We start from the raw sequence: 15,258 nt of genomic DNA on the forward strand, positions 1-15,258 counted from the left end.
GCTTACCCCTTTGTCTTGTCCAAAAGCTTGTCCGAGAGAAACGTCAGGCCCTCTGCCCGCAGCAACGTTTGAAAGTTCTCATCAGCGAAGAGCTGGGTACAGGCGGCAGCAGCCAACGCGAGTCTTTCTCTCACGATGCTCGCTCTCTTGATCAGGTTCCGCTGTATCTGCGTTTGCTCGCGGTACTCTTTAGCGGCAGCCTGACTGGTGAGCGGGACCTTCGGCTTTCGATTTGGACCTCCAGGCCTTTGCCCCGCTTGACGTTTTTTGATCAGAAGCCGAGCCGCTCTCAACTCCGGCCCTCTCAAATCTCCTGTTGCATATGCCTCTGTGAGTGCCTGTTGCACATCCGCTGAGGTGCCAGTGGCGATCTGAGTAGCGACCGTGATGGGTATTTTGCCACTCTCGACCAAGCTAATGAGCTTTGCTTCCCCGTTCTTCAGCAGGACCATAATGGTTGCAACGTACTGGCGACTTAGACCCAGCTTGAGAGCAATTTCCTCAAGGCCGTAACCTCGCTCGAGGAGGCTCCTCGTCTCTTTTAGCAAGCCAAGATCGGAAGGTGCTCTTCGGGCGATATTCTCTGCGAGACTCATCAGGAACTGCTCTTCCCTGGAAACGTCAACGATTAGAGCCGGAATGCTCACACGCCCGAGTGCCAGAAAGGCTTCAATGCGGCCCTGACCACAGACCAGATCGTAACGAGTGCCGTCGGCATCGAGGTGGCGGTTCGAGACAGTAATTGGATTCTTGAGACCCAGTGTTGCGATACTGGCGACGATCTGATCAAACGTCATCCGACTTCGGACCCTTGGATTGATAATCCTGATTTCAGCGATCGGGACCGTAGGAACTTCAGAAATCTTCATGCAGCCTCCCAAAGTACGCGCCTATGGCTCAGGCTCATGAAGAAGTCGAGTGTATCGAAGCGGTAAACATCCAAGGCAAACGGGTTCTCGGCGGCAAGCGCCAACTTATGCGAGAGCCGATCCAAGCTAGGCAGAAGGTAGAAGTCCAAGACTTCTGCATTTCCTGGTCTTAGACGTGCAGCGATGGTGATATCCGGCAGCTCGGAAGTATCCAGGCGCACTCGCCAGCGGTTTGCGCCACCTCGCAACTCTTGGCATCGCGCCAGTACGAGAGACACCGTGAATTGCCCATTGATTAGCAACATGCCACTCAGGCGGCTCTCAACCGCTGCTCCATGGGAACGAAGCTGCGACACGATCCCGTCACAAACCTCGCGATGGTGCTCCCGTAAACGCTGGTTGACTTCGATGTAGCTGAAATCTCGTTCTGGTTTGTAGCCGATCAAACGGTAAGCCCGATGGAGACTCTTAAATCGGGAGCGAAATGCACCGCTCGAGGCCATGTTGTCATCCTCATCGATCAGAAAGCCCGAGAGGCTTCCCACCCGCTCCCACAGTCGACGCAGTTGGAGTAACATCTCCTCGTCTGGCAGACGATAATGACGGGCCTGTATGATCTCCTGGGCTCGGACAAACAGATCCAGTGGAACGATAGCTTCGAAAGCAGAGTCTCGGCGGACCCATAAATCGGAAGGGTTCTTGACCCTTTTCTTTTTCAGCTTGAAGGATTGGCGGTTGAACACATTCGAACCAATGTATTTAGGGTTCGTCAAAAGCTGGTGAACCGTGCCCCTCGTCCAAGGATGTCGCAAATCTGTCACGACACCTCGCGAATTTAGGATTTGGGCAATCTCTCGTTCTAAATGACCCGCGACCGTAAAAAGCTTATACACCTCTCGAACGATTGAGATCTCGGCGTCTGGACCGGGAATGAGGATGACTCGATCGGTCTGCAAGCTCTTTTGCTCACCGGTAGCGAGAATCGCCTTCGGCACCCGATCACGATCAACAAGCTGTCGCCTCAACCCAAATCCTGCTGGTCCTCCTTGGCGATACCCCAATTCGATTAGGCGGCATTGCCCAGCGTAAACCTTGACCGAAAGCTCACGACTATACTCCGCTGCCATTGACCGTTTGATGGTCTTGAGAATACTCGAGCTAAGGCTTCCATCATTTTCGAACTGTTCTGCACAATAGTGGACAGTGACCCCCGCGAGTTTGCAGCGGTATTCGTAGAAAACACCCTCATCGCTATCTTGAAATCTTCCCCAGCGGCTGACGTCATACACGAGGATTCTTTCGAAGTCTGCCGTGCCGGATTCCACCTCCAACAAGAGGTCTCGAAGGGCCACCCGTCCGGCTAAGGTAAGCCCGCTTTTCCCATGATCGACAAAGCGCTTCACGATGGCGAGATTGTGCTTAACGGCATACTTCTCGATTGTGTCCGCCTGGTTTTCTGTCGAATACTGCTGATGTTCGGTCGACATTCGAACATAGGTGGCTGCTCGACCTGCGGAATGCAAAGAAGCTAAAGCCACGATCGGACCGCCTTGAGCGGACGCACTCTGCGCCGCTGTAATTTCTCATTGGAATATGAATCGGGCCGACGTTCGAAACGGCAGGGTACCTGCATTTACAACGGCATCTACAATATCCGATTTTGGGATATAGAGCGAGAGGAATCTATTTATTAGGGGCGTGCTGATGAGGCTGTGCCCTGAACAACGCTGTCTATCAAAAAGCCTATGCGGCTTTCCGAGTTCGATTAAAAGAAGCCCGCCTCGGCGCCGGATTGACTCAGCTGGAGGTCGCAAAGTCTCTTCAACAGCCTCAATCTTTTGTGTCTAAGTGTGAGTCTGGTGAGCGGCGCGTCGATTTCGTTGAGCTCCAGACATTCGCCGCTCTCTACAAAGTTCCCCTGAGCTACTTCCTGTAGGTGGCGTTGCCCCTTCTCGAGCATCTCTCTGCGCAGGCAAGGTTCAGGAGTTAACATGCTGCAGCCCCCACCGCGCTCGGTGACTTGTGTATAGGACAATCGTGAACATTTCGGGGCCTGATCAACTCAGGGACAAGCAGCAGAGACGAAGTTAGGGACCGTCAGGCTTATGACCAATCGAGTGTACGCACAACGACTGTCCGTTCGGCCTCGACCTTACTTTGATGAGTCGTTGAACTCTTACTTGTTTCGATTAGCTCAACTCTATCGACTTTCGGTGAGACAGTTCATGGGCTCAGTAAAGGCTTTCGATGAATATCCTTCCTTCGACAGCTCAGACTTCGATCAACTACTCCCACCTGCTCTAATTGCTTGTCTTGCCGATAACCTGAGTTTCTCACCAGACTTTTTGCTGAAGGCCAGTCTCGTACGTTTCTCCGAGAAGTTCCAGGAACCACATCAGTCAGAAATCACGAAATGGTTGCTCCCTCGGCCCAAGCTGCTTTCGGGCAAAGGCGGACATTTCCGCGGGAGCCATTTTCAGGGTGGGGGACAATATTGCCCCTTATGCCTTGATCAAGCCGATCCGTACCTGCACATATCGTGGAGGTTTTCCTTTGTGACAGTGTGCAGTCTTCATAAACGCGTTCTATCTGACCGCTGTCCGCACTGCATAGCCCCAGTGGATACCGCAAAACCGGCGCAGTTTTTGGATTGTGCGGATGTTCGTCTTCATCTTCGCTGCAAGTACTGTGAAGGAGATCTTCGAGGTGGATCCATTGACGAGGTCCAGGGCCTCTCATCGAATAGTATGCAGTCGATTCTGCAGCTGCAGGATGATCATCTCTCTTTGGCCCTAAACCGTCATGACAACTCTGATCAGATATCGGACTACTTTGCGATTTTGCATTGGGCAATAAACTCTCAACTCTTGAACGGGAACTGGAAGGCGAGACCCGTTCGATCCGAGGTACTTTGGATGTCGCAGGCTCCTGTACGGTTCTTGCGAGAGGTCACAGAGGATTGCGAGGTGCAGGACTTGGGCCCGCTTCACTTGCGTGCGTCTTTTAAATCGCTTACTGCTGTGACGCGCGCAAAGCTGCTTTCCAATTGCGCCGAGATGCTCGGACGTTGGCCAGTAAATTTGAGGGAGCTCGCAACACACTTCGCGGGAATTCGATCTTCACTGAGAGACTCGCGTTCAAAGCTGCCTAATTGGGTTCTACCGACTCTTGACTGCAGTGTTGAACTCCCGAACCGCGGACCATTTAGGATTTCCTTAGCTCAGAAGGTCAGGAGTTCGGTTTCAGGACCGACATCTCCCAATCACAGTGTGAAGCCGCAAATATGTTCAGATCTAAGTAAACGTACGCTAAAGTACTAATCGCACCTCAAAACTGCGTCACCCCTTCGAGTATCGATCACTCCCCCTCGAACTCACACGTGACCCGGTTATGGATACTTCCGCACAGTTAGCGCTCCTTGTGAATAGTTAGCATTACTTCTGTTACTCACAGCTCCTCCGCCGATCAGGCCGGCGTCGGAGATAGTGTGGTGTGGCGCTCGGAACGGTCTGTGCGCGACCATCCCTTCATCAGCGTTGAGGACGCCGGCGACTGAGTGGATCTTCGTGGTTTCCAGCGCTTCTTCAAAGCGCATGGGGGCGAGGATGGACGGTAGGCGCTTTGCCAGCATCGTCTTGCCCGAACCGGGCGGCCCGATCATCAGAATGTTGTGGGCCCCTGCTGCCGCTACCTCCAGAGCGCGCTTGGCGACGTGCTGACCGCGCACGTCTTTGAAGTCGGCGGGGAAGTGCTGCATCTCGTTCAGAAGGGCGGTGGTCTCTACCCTCAATGGAACAGCCGTGATGGCACCAAAGGCAGCCGTATTGAGAAGATCTCTCACCTCAAGCAATGTTTTGACTGGATAGACGTTGACGCCTTCGACCACGGCGGCCTCACGTGCGTTTCCAGCCGGAATGACCAGATTCTTGATCCCGCGGGCGCGGGCGGCGATGGCGATGGGCAACATGCCTTGAACTGAGCGCAGTGAACCATCCAGTCCAAGTTCTCCCACCAGGAGAAAGTCGCTCAGGTCTTTGAGGTGCAGCCCACCATAGGCGCCCAGGATTCCGACCGCTATAGGAAGATCAAAACCAGACCCCTCCTTCTTAATGTCTGCGGGGGCGAGGTTAATGATGATTCGAGTGGTAGGGAGGTCGAAGCCCGAGTTTCGTATGGCGGAGCGGACGCGGTCCCTACTCTCCCGGACGGCCGCATCCGGAAGACCTACCGTGCTGAACTCCGCCTTCTCCTGGATGGTGCCGGAGTAGTCGACTTCTACATCAATGATGTGCGCGTCGATACCGTAGACAGCTGCGCTGAGTGCCTTGAAGAGCATGTGTTTGCCTGGTGATCCCTTGAGGCGGAAAGTTCCCGGAGTATAGCATCTACAATCAATCAAGCCGCGCCACTTTATATTCAGAGACCTCTCATGATGACTTCACTGCGTTTTGTCGCACCTACATTTCTTGCAACGCTGCTTCTGGTGCCTTCTCAGCCTTGTCTAGGACAGCAGGTTGAGCCTTCGTCGACGGGGCAATCCGCCTCCCTCCCCCCGGACAACTCGGTTGCGGCAAATAAGGATTGGGCGTGGTCCATGCTAACGACCGCGTTGAACGATACCAAGCATCCGGACACACGGGTGCAGGCGCTGGCTGCCCTGGGGATCTTAGGCAGTACCCCCCGCTCTCTGAAGCTAATCCTTGACACCCTGAATGATCCTGATGTCGATCTTCGGACTGCCGCGATTCTGGCGGCGGGACAAACCAAATCGCCTGACGTCGCTGCGGATCTTCGCAGGATGCTTGATGACAAAGAGCCGCAGGTTGCTTTTGCGGCTGCTACGACGCTGTGGAAGATGAATGACCGGTCTGGAGAGGACATTCTGGTAGCGGTCGTTGATGGAGAACGTAGTGCGAACCCCGGGCTCGTCAATGGCACCATGCATACGATGAACCGCGATCTCCATCATCCTTCTACGCTGGCGAAGCTCGGAGCGATGCAAGGTGCCGGCATGCTTCTGGGACCGTTTGGGATGGGAATTACTGCTTTGGAATACATGCGCAAGAATGGAGGGAATCTCTCCCGGGTAACAGCCGTGGAACAGATTGCGGAGAACCATACTGCGCCCATTCGCACAAAGCTCATAGCGGCCTTATCCGACAAGGACGCAACGGTTCGAGTCGCGGCTGCGAAAGCACTCGCGACATTCCACGAGCCTGAAGTCGCGATAGCCCTGGCGGATCAGTTCCCGGACGGTCGCGCTCCGGTTCGACTGACTGCCGCTGCGGCTTATCTGATCAATACGGGTTCCGCGATTGTTTCGCCGAAGTCGTCCGCCAGGAGCCATAGCCACAAGGTCTCATGAGCTCTTGCTTCTGGAGTCAACGCCTACAATCAAGAAGCGGACTCTAACACTCTCTAAGCAGAGCCGCTTCACACTATGAATACAAGTCTCTTCGAACTCTTCAAGATTGGCATTGGACCTTCAAGCTCACACACAGTGGGTCCAATGCGCGCCGCTCTCCGCTTTGTACGTGAACTCGATGCTATGTCCGGACGCCTCTCCCAGACGGCTCGCCTGCGTGCTGAGTTGTATGGATCTCTTGCCTTCACCGGAATTGGCCACGGGACTGACAGAGCCGTTCTCCTTGGGCTCAGCGGAGAGGCGCCGGATACGATCGATCCCGAGACGATCGATGCCACCCTGGAGCAGATTCGCAGCTCTCAAATTCTTTCTGTAGGTGGTACGCACAGGATCGCATTCACGGAATCAACGGACCTCATCTTCCATCGCGATCAGATGTATCCGCCGGGATCAGAGGCCGCTACCTCGCATCCCAACGGTCTTCGATTTACTGCCCTCGCTGTAGAAGGCCAGGTCGTTTTTGAGCAGATCTTCTACTCCGTTGGGGGTGGCTTTATTCTTTCGGCGTCTGAATTGGCCCCGAATCCAGAGGAGAAGTCTGTATCGCCACGCAAGGTTCCATATTCGTTTTCAAGCGCCGCTGAACTACTGTCAGTAGCCGAGCGGAGTGGACTCACTATCGCTGAGCTCATTCTGGCGAACGAGTGTGCGTTGCTGGAGGCCGAAGAGGCCAACCAAGACTTGAAGCCGATCTCTCGTCCTTTGCTCTCGGGTGGGAATGGCATCGGCGTCAAGGCGCGGGTTGAAGAGAGCATATTGGCCCTGTGGGGGACGATGCAGTCTTGTATGGAGAGAGGGATCGCGACCCAGGGGATTCTTCCTGGCGGCCTGAACGTGCGTCGTCGAGCGCCACGTCTGCATGAGCGTATCCAGGCTCTCGATCACTCCGGCAAGCCCCGGGACCCGCTGGCACCGCTTGACTGGGTTTCTCTGTATGCTATCGCTGTCAATGAAGAAAATGCGGCGGGTGGGCGTGTTGTCACTGCGCCCACCAATGGAGCGGCCGGCGTCATCCCGGCGATCGCGCATTACTACATGCGCTTCATCGACACTGAGAAATCAGACGATGATAAGCGTGATTCGCTGATTCGCTTCTTTTTGACCGCCGCCGCGATCGGCATTCTTTACAAGGAGAATGCGAGCATCTCAGGCGCGGAGGTGGGTTGCCAGGGGGAGGTCGGTGTTGCGTGTTCAATGGCTGCGGGGGGACTGGTTGCGGCGCTGAACGGTACCAACGCCCAGATTGAACACGCTGCAGAGATCGCCATGGAGCACAATCTGGGTATGACCTGCGACCCGATTGGTGGTCTGGTGCAGATCCCCTGCATCGAGCGCAATGCCATGGGAGCCGTAAAGGCAGTCAATGCCTGTCGCATGGCGATGCATGAGACAGAAGGGCACAAACTCTCGCTCGACCAGGTCATCGAGACCATGTATCGAACAGGCATGGATATGCAGAGCCGTTACAAGGAGACCAGTCAGGCCGGTCTCGCATTGAACATTATTGAGTGTTAGATATGGTTTGACTGCTCAGGGAAGGAACGTTCGGAATCGCCGGGCGTCTTCCACCCCACAACCTCGCAGACCGTCTCCAGCGTTAGCAGACCCTTCGTTGCTCGCTTCAGGAAGAATGCTTCGAGAGCCCTCTGCATCTCTTCAAACCCGGGTTCGCTAACCAGTGGCGCGACTGACAAAGACTGTGTCTGGCCTACGAATTCCTGAAGGGTCATCTGCTCGTCTGCCTGCATCTTGACCTCGAATGTTTCTGCCCCTCCGTAAGGCCTGAGACCTTCAAAGCTTCGATAAGAGCCTCGAACCTGCTCATAGTCCTTACCGAACTCGAGCAGGATGTTTTCATACTCCTCAGCCTGTGCAGAACCGCGTTGTGACCTCCTGTTTGTGACCAGGGTGACCCATTTCCCAGGCCTGAGGATACGGTGAAACTCAGCCAAAGCTCGTTCCTGATCGAACCAATGGAAGGCACGTCCCACAGTTACGAGGTCAACGGAGGTCTTCGTGAGCCCCGTAGCTTCGGCTGATGCGTCTGAGATGCTCAGCTTCGGGAATCGCGCCGCGAGCATCCTGCAGGCCGCGCGCATTTCGGAGTTGGGCTCGACAGCAATGACCGGGTTGCCTGCCTCAAGAAAGAGCTCTGACAGCATGCCGGTGCCGGCTCCAATGTCTGCGATGAGATCGCTTTGCGTTAGCCCACATCGTTCCCGCAAGACATCGAGCACCTGTCGCGGGTAACGAGATCGAAATCGCACATATTCCTCGACCCTGCCTGTAAAGCGCTCTGCATGCTGTGTCATCGTTCCACCGCCAAGGCGACCGAGTTGCCTCCACCCAGACATAGGGCAGCGACGCCTCGATGTACATCACGTCGCAACATCTCATGGATCAGAGTGACCAACACGCGAGCTCCGCTCGCCCCAATAGGGTGCCCAATGGCCACTGCTCCTCCATTCACGTTCACCTTGTTCAGGTCCAACCCGAGCTCCCTGGTCACGCCCAGAGCTTGAACGCTGAATGCTTCGTTCAATTCGAACAAGTCAACCCCATCCTTGCTCCAGCCAGCCTTCTTCAGCACGCGCTCCACACCAAGCACTGGAGCGAGCATCACCCATCTTGGAGCGACGCCGCTTTGCGCTTGTGCCTTGATCTTGACCAGCACCCTCAGCCCCAGTGCTTTCGCCTTCTCAGCAGACATGAGCACCAAGGCGGCGGCGGCATCGTTCACACCCGGAGCGTTTCCCGCAGTGATAGTGCCGTCCTTTTTGAAAGCAGGCTTCAAGGCCGCGAGCAACTCCAGCGACGTGTCCGGTCTTATGCTCTCGTCATGATCGAAGACGGTTACCGTCCCCTTCTTGCCCGGGGTCTCGATCGCCATGACCTCGGCTGCGAATCTTCCTTCTGCCCAGGCGTTCGCCGCACGCCGGTGTGATTCCACCGCGTAGGCATCCTGCTCTTCGCGGGTGATCGAGTGTTTGTCCGCCACTAGTTCGCCGGTCATTCCCATGTGTTGATCGTCACAGGCGCACCAGAGACCATCCTTGACCATGGAGTCGACGACCTTTCCGTCGCCCATCCTGTAGCCCTTGCGGGCCTGCGGCAGGAGGTAGGGGGCATTCGACATCGATTCCATGCCGCCTGCGACCACGATCTCTGCGTCCCCGAGCATGATCGCCTGGGCACCGAGTGCCACGGCTTTCAATCCGCTTCCACAAACCATGTTGATCGTGAGCGCCGCAACGCTATCCGCAAGACCTCCGCCGAGTGCGGCCTGCCTCGCGGGATTCTGTCCGAGTCCTGCGGGCAGCACGCACCCCATGATGCACTCATTCACCTCTGCCGGCGGAAGGCCGGCACGAAGCACCGCCTCACGAACGACATAAGCACCGAGTTGTGTCGCGGATAATTCGCTCAATGCACCTTGGAACTTGCCGACGGCCGTACGAACCGCAGAAACGATCACCACATCACGCATTGCATACTCCAATCAACGCCGTAGTATACGTCTCATGCAGGAAGATTTGACACTGACGCATACTGCGATCCCTCCTCCACCCTTTCCCGAGACTCATCCCAGCCCAATAGCGCCATGGCTTCACACCATGGGCCTGCTTATGATTCTGGCGCTGAGCACCTTTACCGGGCACCGCCGCTTGCTCGCGTTCGCACATCACCCTTCCATCCCCTTCCGTTACGGATCTTCTATCGTTTTGGAGTGGCTCCTGCTTGGCTTTGTACTGGCTAGGATTCGGAACCGCAAAGCGTTCTTGCTACAGGCTTTTCGCAGTCGAAGCAGTACATGGCTGCAATCGTTAGGAAATGGCATCGCGGCATATTGTCTGGGTTTTGTTGCCATTGCGATTGTCGCAATTGCCATTCATTTCACACCGCTTGGCACCAAGACGAATGCAGCGGCGATGCTGGCGATGCTTCCGCGGACGACATCACAGTTTGCGCTCTGGCTTGCGCTCTCGCTTACCGCTGGAATCTGTGAGGAGCTCATCTTTCGTGGCTACCTTACGCAACAATTTACTGCGTGGATCAGACGGCCCGTTCTCGCGCTTGTTTTGTCTTCACTCCTCTTTGGGTCTGTACATTTGTACGAAGGTCTTGCAGCCATTCTGCCTCTGGCGGCGCTTGCGCTGGTGTATGGCTTCATCGTGCGATCTCTGAAAGGAGATATTCGCGCCGTCATCGTCGCTCATACGCTGCAGGACTTTCTCGTCGCCGTCCTTGCACTGGCACGTCCCATGCTTGAGCACTACCGGATGCAGCATTGAATTGCGGACGCGTTCTGCACATTTAATACACAAAAGAATTTTGCATACGATTCGTTTTTCTCTTGACACTGTTTTCTCGCAAATCTATACCTTCGTTAGCTGCAACGAAGCATCATGCAGAGTCGAGAAACTTCGACAGGGAGAATAGGCAAAGGTCAGCCGTGAGGCGCACCATCCCAAGGCAAAGAAACACAAGGCAAACGCAGAACGGGGGACGCTCTCAGCGTCCCCCGTTTTGCGTCATAGCGTTCACCGAGAGCAATCAGTCTGCGCTTCTCACTGTGCTGATCCCTTCGGTGTTGAAAGATAGCCGGAGATCGTATTCTTCGAGATATTGTTCACGACGATCTCGTACAGCGCGGGATCTTTTCCTGAGTAAAACTGCACCGGTTCATCGAGACTCCTATCCTTCTTTTCAATGTTGCGATCATCCGCACTCACGATCATCGTGTACCTGGAATGCTTGTCATCGACCTTCTTTGCTTGCAGTTTGATTGACGAAAGCAATGTTGGCTTGTCGCCTTTGCGCAGTGTGAATTCAAAGTAAGCGCGGTCCCCTTTATGTTTCAGAAGCTCCAAATCATCGTGCGTCCGTGCGATCAACCCACTCATGACGCCGGCGTCACCCATCGTGCGCTGCAACTGCGCCTTGGTCGTATTCAAATCATTTTGGGTTTCCGCAATGCTCGCCTTGGCTCCCCCTACATCCGTCTTTACGTTTGAGACGTCACTTGCGACGGCACCGATCTGCTTCGATGCTGCAGCCTGTTGCTCTTCAAGCTTCGCGGTCTGTGCCGTTTGTGCCCGTACGGCCGCCTGTTGCGCTGCAAGCAGGCTGGCGGTCTTGAGATCGATCTGCTTCTGCGTCATGCCGACGCTGTTCCCAAGAGTCTCCGTAGTCGCGCGCAGCCGGGCACTCAGCGCATCCTGCTTTTGAGCAAGTTCCGAGTTTCTTTGTTCCGCCGCTGCGAGTTGCTTTTCGGCGACACTCAGATGATTGCTCAGGCCGAAGCACCAGATCAGCGCGCCAAGAGCGAGCAAGATTGCCGCCCCGAGGCTCGCCTTTACCGCCATCGGCAGCGGGCGCTCCGCTCCGTTTGTCTCGTACTGACCGCTCATTGTTTTCTCCTTCGCTTTGCCTGGCATTTAGACAATTACCAAGACAAAACGTGTCTCGATCAAATTACGCTATCTTGCCTTCGTCCGCTTCAAACAAATTAGGTGTGCCGGACCTGCATTGAGAAAGCCTCTAAAATAGACGAGTGGCTGAACCGGATTACGTTATCGCTGGAGCAGGAATTATTGGGCTTTCGCTTGCGCTTGAGTTGCATCGCCGCGGAGCTTCCGTCGTCGTTCTCGAAGCCGGCACGCCCATGGCGCAGGCGAGTACCGCCGCTGCTGGAATGTTAGCGGCTGACGACCCCCATAATCCAATCGCGCTGCATGCGCTCGCCAAAGTCAGCACGTCTTTGTACCCAGGCTTCCTCGACCACATTTCAGACCTTTCTGGGGTTCGTATCCCCTTTCAAACCGCATCCACCTTGCAGGCGGTCTCTCCGGATGCCGACTTTCTCAGTGATCCGAAGGCGCTGGTGCCGCAACTAGAGCCTGGCTCGCATCGTTTTTCGCTTCTGGACGAGCGTTCCGTTGATCCGCGGCAGTTGGCTGAGGCTCTCCTAATGGCCGTTCGCAACACGCGGAAGATTGAGGGTAGAGGGATCGACCTACGTGAAAATACTCCCCTGACCCGTATCGCTGCCGGACCTGCGTCGGTTCGCGTGGAGACGCCTGCCGGCTCCTTGAGTGCTGGCTATTTCGTTGATTGCATGGGTGCCTGGTCGCCCGCGCCGGTCGCACCCCGGAAGGGACAGATGCTGGCTGTGACCCTCCCGAAGAGTCTGCCGCTAAAAACTGTGATCCGCACGGAAAAGATTTATATCGTTCCTCGTACCGATGGTCCGAACGCGGGCCGCGCAATCATTGGCGCAACGGTGGAGAATGCGGGTTACGACCTCAAGGTCCATCCGGTAGACATCCTCACGCTCAACGCACAGGCTACGGCACTGCTGCCTGAGTTGGCTGAGGCCCTTTTCGTTGAGTCGTGGGCAGGATTGCGTCCAGCGACGCGCGATGATTTACCCATCCTTGGTCCCTCGCCGCGTCAGCCTCGTTACGTGCTCGCGAATGGCCACTTCCGGAACGGAATCCTTCTTGCACCTGCTACTGCTCACGTCGTCGCGCAACTCCTCATGGGAGAGAACGTAGATGTGGATCTTGCTCCCTTCGATCCTGGCCGCTTTTAGCTTGCTTATCCCTCAAATCGCACAACAGCTCCGATATTCGCACGAAACCGGTGACAACAGTTTCTCCGCTGGTCTATAACCGTAGTTACTTATTGGATAGGTTTCTGTTATCCGTCGGAGAGTGTAAATGTCTACTGTCGTTGCGCCTAAGGGTCTTGAAGGTATCGTCGCCACCACCTCTTCTATCTGCTGGATCGATGGCGACGCAGGCGTCCTCTCCTACCGCGGTATCGATATCCATGAACTGGCTTCAAAGTCCACGTTCGAAGAGACGACCTATCTTTTGTGGAACGGCAGACTTCCGTCTGGATCGGAGCTGAAAGCCTTTTCCGCTGAGCTGGCCGCAGCCCGCGTGCTGGACCCGAAGATTATCGATCTCCTCAAGTCTGTTCCGACGTCTGCTTCCCCAATGGAGGTCCTTCGTACGGCAGTTTCGCTCGCATCGATCTACGACGTCGACGAGAAAGACTCCAGCCACGACGCCAATGTTCGCAAGTCCTTCCGTCTCACCGCGCAAATCGCGATGATCGTCGCTCTCTTCGATCGGATACGCAAAGGGAAGGAGATTGTCGAAGCCGACAAGAGCCTTTCACATGCTGCGAACTTCCTTTGGATGCTGAATGGCGAAAAGCCTTCGGAGACTGCCACCAACGCCTTTGACATTGCCCTCATTCTCCACGCAGATCATGAGCTCAATGCCAGCACCTTTGCCGCACGAGTGATCGCTGCCACCTTGTCCGACATGCACTCGGCGATTACCGGTGCCATCGGTGCTCTCAAAGGGCCCTTGCATGGTGGTGCGAACGAAGCGACCATGAAGCTTCTCTACGCCATTGACGAGGCTGGTGCAGATCCAGTCGAATACGTCCGCAACATGTTCGCGACCAAACAGAAGATCTCGGGCTTCGGCCATCGCGTTTATCACACGGAAGATCCCCGGGCGACGCATCTTCGTCGCATGTCCGGTGAACTGGGCGCGGCTGCGGGCAATACCAAGTGGTTCGATATGAGCCAGAAGATCGAAGCCTTCGTTAAATCCGAAAAGAAGCTCAATGCGAATGTGGATTTTTATTCTGCGAGCACGTACACCACGCTTGGCATCGACATCGATCTGTTTACGCCAATCTTTGCGATCTCACGTATCTCCGGATGGGCCGCTCATGTGATCGAGCAGCACGACGATAACCGGCTGATCCGTCCGCGTGCCGAATACACTGGGCCTGCTTATCCTGCGCCGTATACCCCGATTGAAAGTCGTTAGCTTCACTGAGTAACACGGACGGCCGTTTGCGAAAGCAGGCGGCCGTTTTTGTTTGCGTCTGGATCGTAAGTTCAATGCCTACAAAACTTTACTTGCCGAGTCGTGTCCACATACGTAACCTCGGGATCTAATCGCTCGCCTGCAATGCCTTGGAGTTTGTCTGCCTAACCTCAATCGATTCCGAACTTCTGCTCTGCTGTTCTTCCTCACTACGACGCCTCTTCTCGCCCAAGCCAAACCGGCGGCCGAGGACGCTGGAAGCACGACCGCTTCTGCTACTACGAACGACGAAGGGCCCGCGGGTATCGTCCCCTATGTGAAGGGGCTGAACATTTCCATTGGCACCAGCTCACAGCATGACTCCTCCAATGGCTGGTCTTCTCTGATAACTCCCGATGTCGCATGGCGTTTCAACTCTCACTTTTCCGCTGACGCCACGGTTCCCATTTACACGTACATCAACGTTCAGCAGAATAAAGGCACCAAGGCGCGACCGGTCTATGTCTTCGCGAATGAGAAGTTCACCCCGGGCGATGCGGCCCTCAATAGTCACTACGAGACCAGCTTCAATCTCCTCGACTACAACCTGACCGCTACTTTGGGCCTTCCTAGCGGTAGTCAGGACGATGGTCTTGGGGCCGGCCAGGTTACGTACAATTTTAATAACCACTTTGAGAGAGCATTCGGAATCATCTCGCCAGATGTTGAGATCGGCTTGGGCGACTCTTCTCAACTTGTCGGTGATCGCGTTCGAAAGAGTTACACCGCCGTCGGGACGCTGGCACACTTTCAAGCTGGTGCCTCCATCGCCCTCACCCACAATATGAACTTTGAGGCCGAAGCGTACGAGGAGCTTCCGCTGGATGCAGGTACGGTTTATTCAACGACGGGCAGGGGCAAGAAGAAGGTTACGACATCTGCACACACCGGCGGAACGGAAGATAACGGCTTCCTCAACACGCTCGATATACCGCTCAACGGCCACGTTGTGGTATCGGGATTTTATAATCGGAGCCTTCGCTCGAAGATCGATACCGCGGGCTTTTCGCTGACCTTCCTCCTGCGCTCTCCACCAGCAGATGTCGTTCGCTGAGGCTCGAACAGCAAT

14 protein-coding genes are annotated in these 15,258 nt (G+C 55.3%); 8 read left to right on the plus strand and 6 right to left on the minus strand.

Going from position 1 to position 15,258, the window contains the following annotated elements; translation table 11 throughout:
• Nucleotides 1–2: 2 nt before the first annotated feature.
• Together ACIX9_RS05075 and ACIX9_RS05080 are read right to left on the minus strand one after the other, a co-directional pair.
• Complete coding sequence (locus ACIX9_RS05075) at nt 3–869, minus strand: plasmid partitioning protein RepB C-terminal domain-containing protein (protein ID WP_013579400.1); 867 nt, start codon at nt 867–869, stop codon at nt 3–5.
• The gene (locus ACIX9_RS05080; protein ID WP_013579401.1) at nt 866–2,407 is read right to left on the minus strand and encodes a recombinase family protein; all 1,542 of its coding nucleotides are present in this window, start codon (nt 2,405–2,407) and stop codon (nt 866–868) included. The genes ACIX9_RS05075 and ACIX9_RS05080 overlap by 4 nt, the downstream gene beginning before the upstream one ends.
• Before the next feature lie 179 nt (nt 2,408–2,586).
• On the opposite strand from ACIX9_RS05080, the gene ACIX9_RS27295 reads away from it, so the two are divergent.
• Both ACIX9_RS27295 and ACIX9_RS27645 read left to right on the plus strand, forming a co-directional pair.
• The gene (locus tag ACIX9_RS27295) at nt 2,587–2,805 is read left to right on the plus strand and encodes a helix-turn-helix domain-containing protein (protein ID WP_083808388.1); all 219 of its coding nucleotides are present in this window, start codon (nt 2,587–2,589) and stop codon (nt 2,803–2,805) included.
• Nucleotides 2,806–2,974: 169 nt separating this feature from the next.
• Nucleotides 2,975–4,189 carry a TniQ family protein gene (locus ACIX9_RS27645; protein ID WP_083808389.1) on the plus strand — a complete coding sequence of 405 codons (1,215 nt, stop codon included), beginning with the start codon at nt 2,975–2,977 and terminating at the stop codon, nt 4,187–4,189.
• Nucleotides 4,190–4,257: 68 nt separating this feature from the next.
• Here the strand turns inward: ACIX9_RS27645 and ACIX9_RS05090 are convergent, their stop codons facing one another.
• The gene (locus tag ACIX9_RS05090) at nt 4,258–5,205 is read right to left on the minus strand and encodes a YifB family Mg chelatase-like AAA ATPase (protein ID WP_013579403.1); all 948 of its coding nucleotides are present in this window, start codon (nt 5,203–5,205) and stop codon (nt 4,258–4,260) included.
• Nucleotides 5,206–5,298: 93 nt separating this feature from the next.
• On the opposite strand from ACIX9_RS05090, the gene ACIX9_RS05095 reads away from it, so the two are divergent.
• Nucleotides 5,299–6,234: a HEAT repeat domain-containing protein gene (locus ACIX9_RS05095; protein WP_013579404.1), complete on the plus strand. Its 936-nt coding sequence runs from the start codon at nt 5,299–5,301 to the stop codon at nt 6,232–6,234.
• A 75-nt stretch (nt 6,235–6,309) separates the two neighbouring features.
• Nucleotides 6,310–7,809, plus strand: a complete 1,500-nt coding sequence (locus tag ACIX9_RS05100) for an L-serine ammonia-lyase (RefSeq protein ID WP_013579405.1) — start codon at nt 6,310–6,312, stop codon at nt 7,807–7,809.
• On the opposite strand, the gene ACIX9_RS27300 is transcribed toward ACIX9_RS05100, so the two are convergent.
• Together ACIX9_RS27300 and ACIX9_RS05110 are read right to left on the minus strand one after the other, a co-directional pair.
• Nucleotides 7,806–8,648 carry a class I SAM-dependent methyltransferase gene (locus ACIX9_RS27300; RefSeq protein ID WP_332308625.1) on the minus strand — a complete coding sequence of 281 codons (843 nt, stop codon included), beginning with the start codon at nt 8,646–8,648 and terminating at the stop codon, nt 7,806–7,808. The two genes, ACIX9_RS05100 and ACIX9_RS27300, sit on opposite strands and share 4 nt — an antisense overlap.
• Nucleotides 8,603–9,781 carry an acetyl-CoA C-acetyltransferase gene (locus ACIX9_RS05110; protein WP_013579407.1) on the minus strand — a complete coding sequence of 393 codons (1,179 nt, stop codon included), beginning with the start codon at nt 9,779–9,781 and terminating at the stop codon, nt 8,603–8,605. The genes ACIX9_RS27300 and ACIX9_RS05110 overlap by 46 nt, the downstream gene beginning before the upstream one ends.
• Nucleotides 9,782–9,815: 34 nt before the next feature.
• On the opposite strand from ACIX9_RS05110, the gene ACIX9_RS05115 reads away from it, so the two are divergent.
• On the plus strand, nt 9,816–10,586 hold the full coding sequence (locus ACIX9_RS05115; protein WP_083808390.1) for a CPBP family intramembrane glutamic endopeptidase: 771 nt from the start codon (nt 9,816–9,818) through the stop codon (nt 10,584–10,586).
• A gap of 276 nt (nt 10,587–10,862) precedes the next feature.
• Here the strand turns inward: ACIX9_RS05115 and ACIX9_RS05120 are convergent, their stop codons facing one another.
• On the minus strand, nt 10,863–11,705 hold the full coding sequence (locus ACIX9_RS05120) for a hypothetical protein (protein ID WP_013579409.1): 843 nt from the start codon (nt 11,703–11,705) through the stop codon (nt 10,863–10,865).
• 143 nt (nt 11,706–11,848) lie between these two features.
• Here ACIX9_RS05120 and ACIX9_RS05125 point away from each other — a divergent pair, with 143 nt between their 5' ends.
• The 3 genes from ACIX9_RS05125 (at nt 11,849) to ACIX9_RS05135 (ending at nt 15,243) form a co-directional block, all read left to right on the plus strand.
• Nucleotides 11,849–12,889, plus strand: a complete 1,041-nt coding sequence (locus ACIX9_RS05125) for an NAD(P)/FAD-dependent oxidoreductase (RefSeq protein ID WP_013579410.1) — start codon at nt 11,849–11,851, stop codon at nt 12,887–12,889.
• 127 nt (nt 12,890–13,016) lie between these two features.
• Nucleotides 13,017–14,150: a citrate synthase gene (locus ACIX9_RS05130; protein ID WP_013579411.1), complete on the plus strand. Its 1,134-nt coding sequence runs from the start codon at nt 13,017–13,019 to the stop codon at nt 14,148–14,150.
• 316 nt (nt 14,151–14,466) lie between these two features.
• Entirely contained in the window at nt 14,467–15,243 is a 777-nt protein-coding gene (locus tag ACIX9_RS05135; protein ID WP_013579412.1) for a hypothetical protein, read from the plus strand.
• Nucleotides 15,244–15,258: the final 15 nt, after the last annotated feature.

It is taken from the genome of Granulicella tundricola MP5ACTX9, from assembly GCF_000178975.2.
Classification (GTDB): domain Bacteria; phylum Acidobacteriota; class Terriglobia; order Terriglobales; family Acidobacteriaceae; genus Edaphobacter; species Edaphobacter tundricola.

Bases quoted from the DNA above. Each gene is read 5' to 3' on its own strand.
- ACIX9_RS05100 (WP_013579405.1), top strand. From the start codon at position 6,310: ATGAATACAAGTCTCTTCGAACTCTTCAAGATTGGCATTGGACCTTCA.
- ACIX9_RS05095 (WP_013579404.1), top strand. From the start codon at position 5,299: ATGATGACTTCACTGCGTTTTGTCGCACCTACATTTCTTGCAACGCTG.
- ACIX9_RS05120 (WP_013579409.1), bottom strand. From the start codon at position 11,705: ATGAGCGGTCAGTACGAGACAAACGGAGCGGAGCGCCCGCTGCCGATG.
- ACIX9_RS05110 (WP_013579407.1), bottom strand. From the start codon at position 9,781: ATGCGTGATGTGGTGATCGTTTCTGCGGTTCGTACGGCCGTCGGCAAG.
- ACIX9_RS05130 (WP_013579411.1), top strand. From the start codon at position 13,017: ATGTCTACTGTCGTTGCGCCTAAGGGTCTTGAAGGTATCGTCGCCACC.
- ACIX9_RS27300 (WP_332308625.1), bottom strand. From the start codon at position 8,648: ATGTCTGGGTGGAGGCAACTCGGTCGCCTTGGCGGTGGAACGATGACA.
- ACIX9_RS05075 (WP_013579400.1), bottom strand. From the start codon at position 869: ATGAAGATTTCTGAAGTTCCTACGGTCCCGATCGCTGAAATCAGGATT.
- ACIX9_RS05115 (WP_083808390.1), top strand. From the start codon at position 9,816: ATGCAGGAAGATTTGACACTGACGCATACTGCGATCCCTCCTCCACCC.
- ACIX9_RS05090 (WP_013579403.1), bottom strand. From the start codon at position 5,205: ATGCTCTTCAAGGCACTCAGCGCAGCTGTCTACGGTATCGACGCGCAC.
- ACIX9_RS27645 (WP_083808389.1), top strand. From the start codon at position 2,975: ATGACCAATCGAGTGTACGCACAACGACTGTCCGTTCGGCCTCGACCT.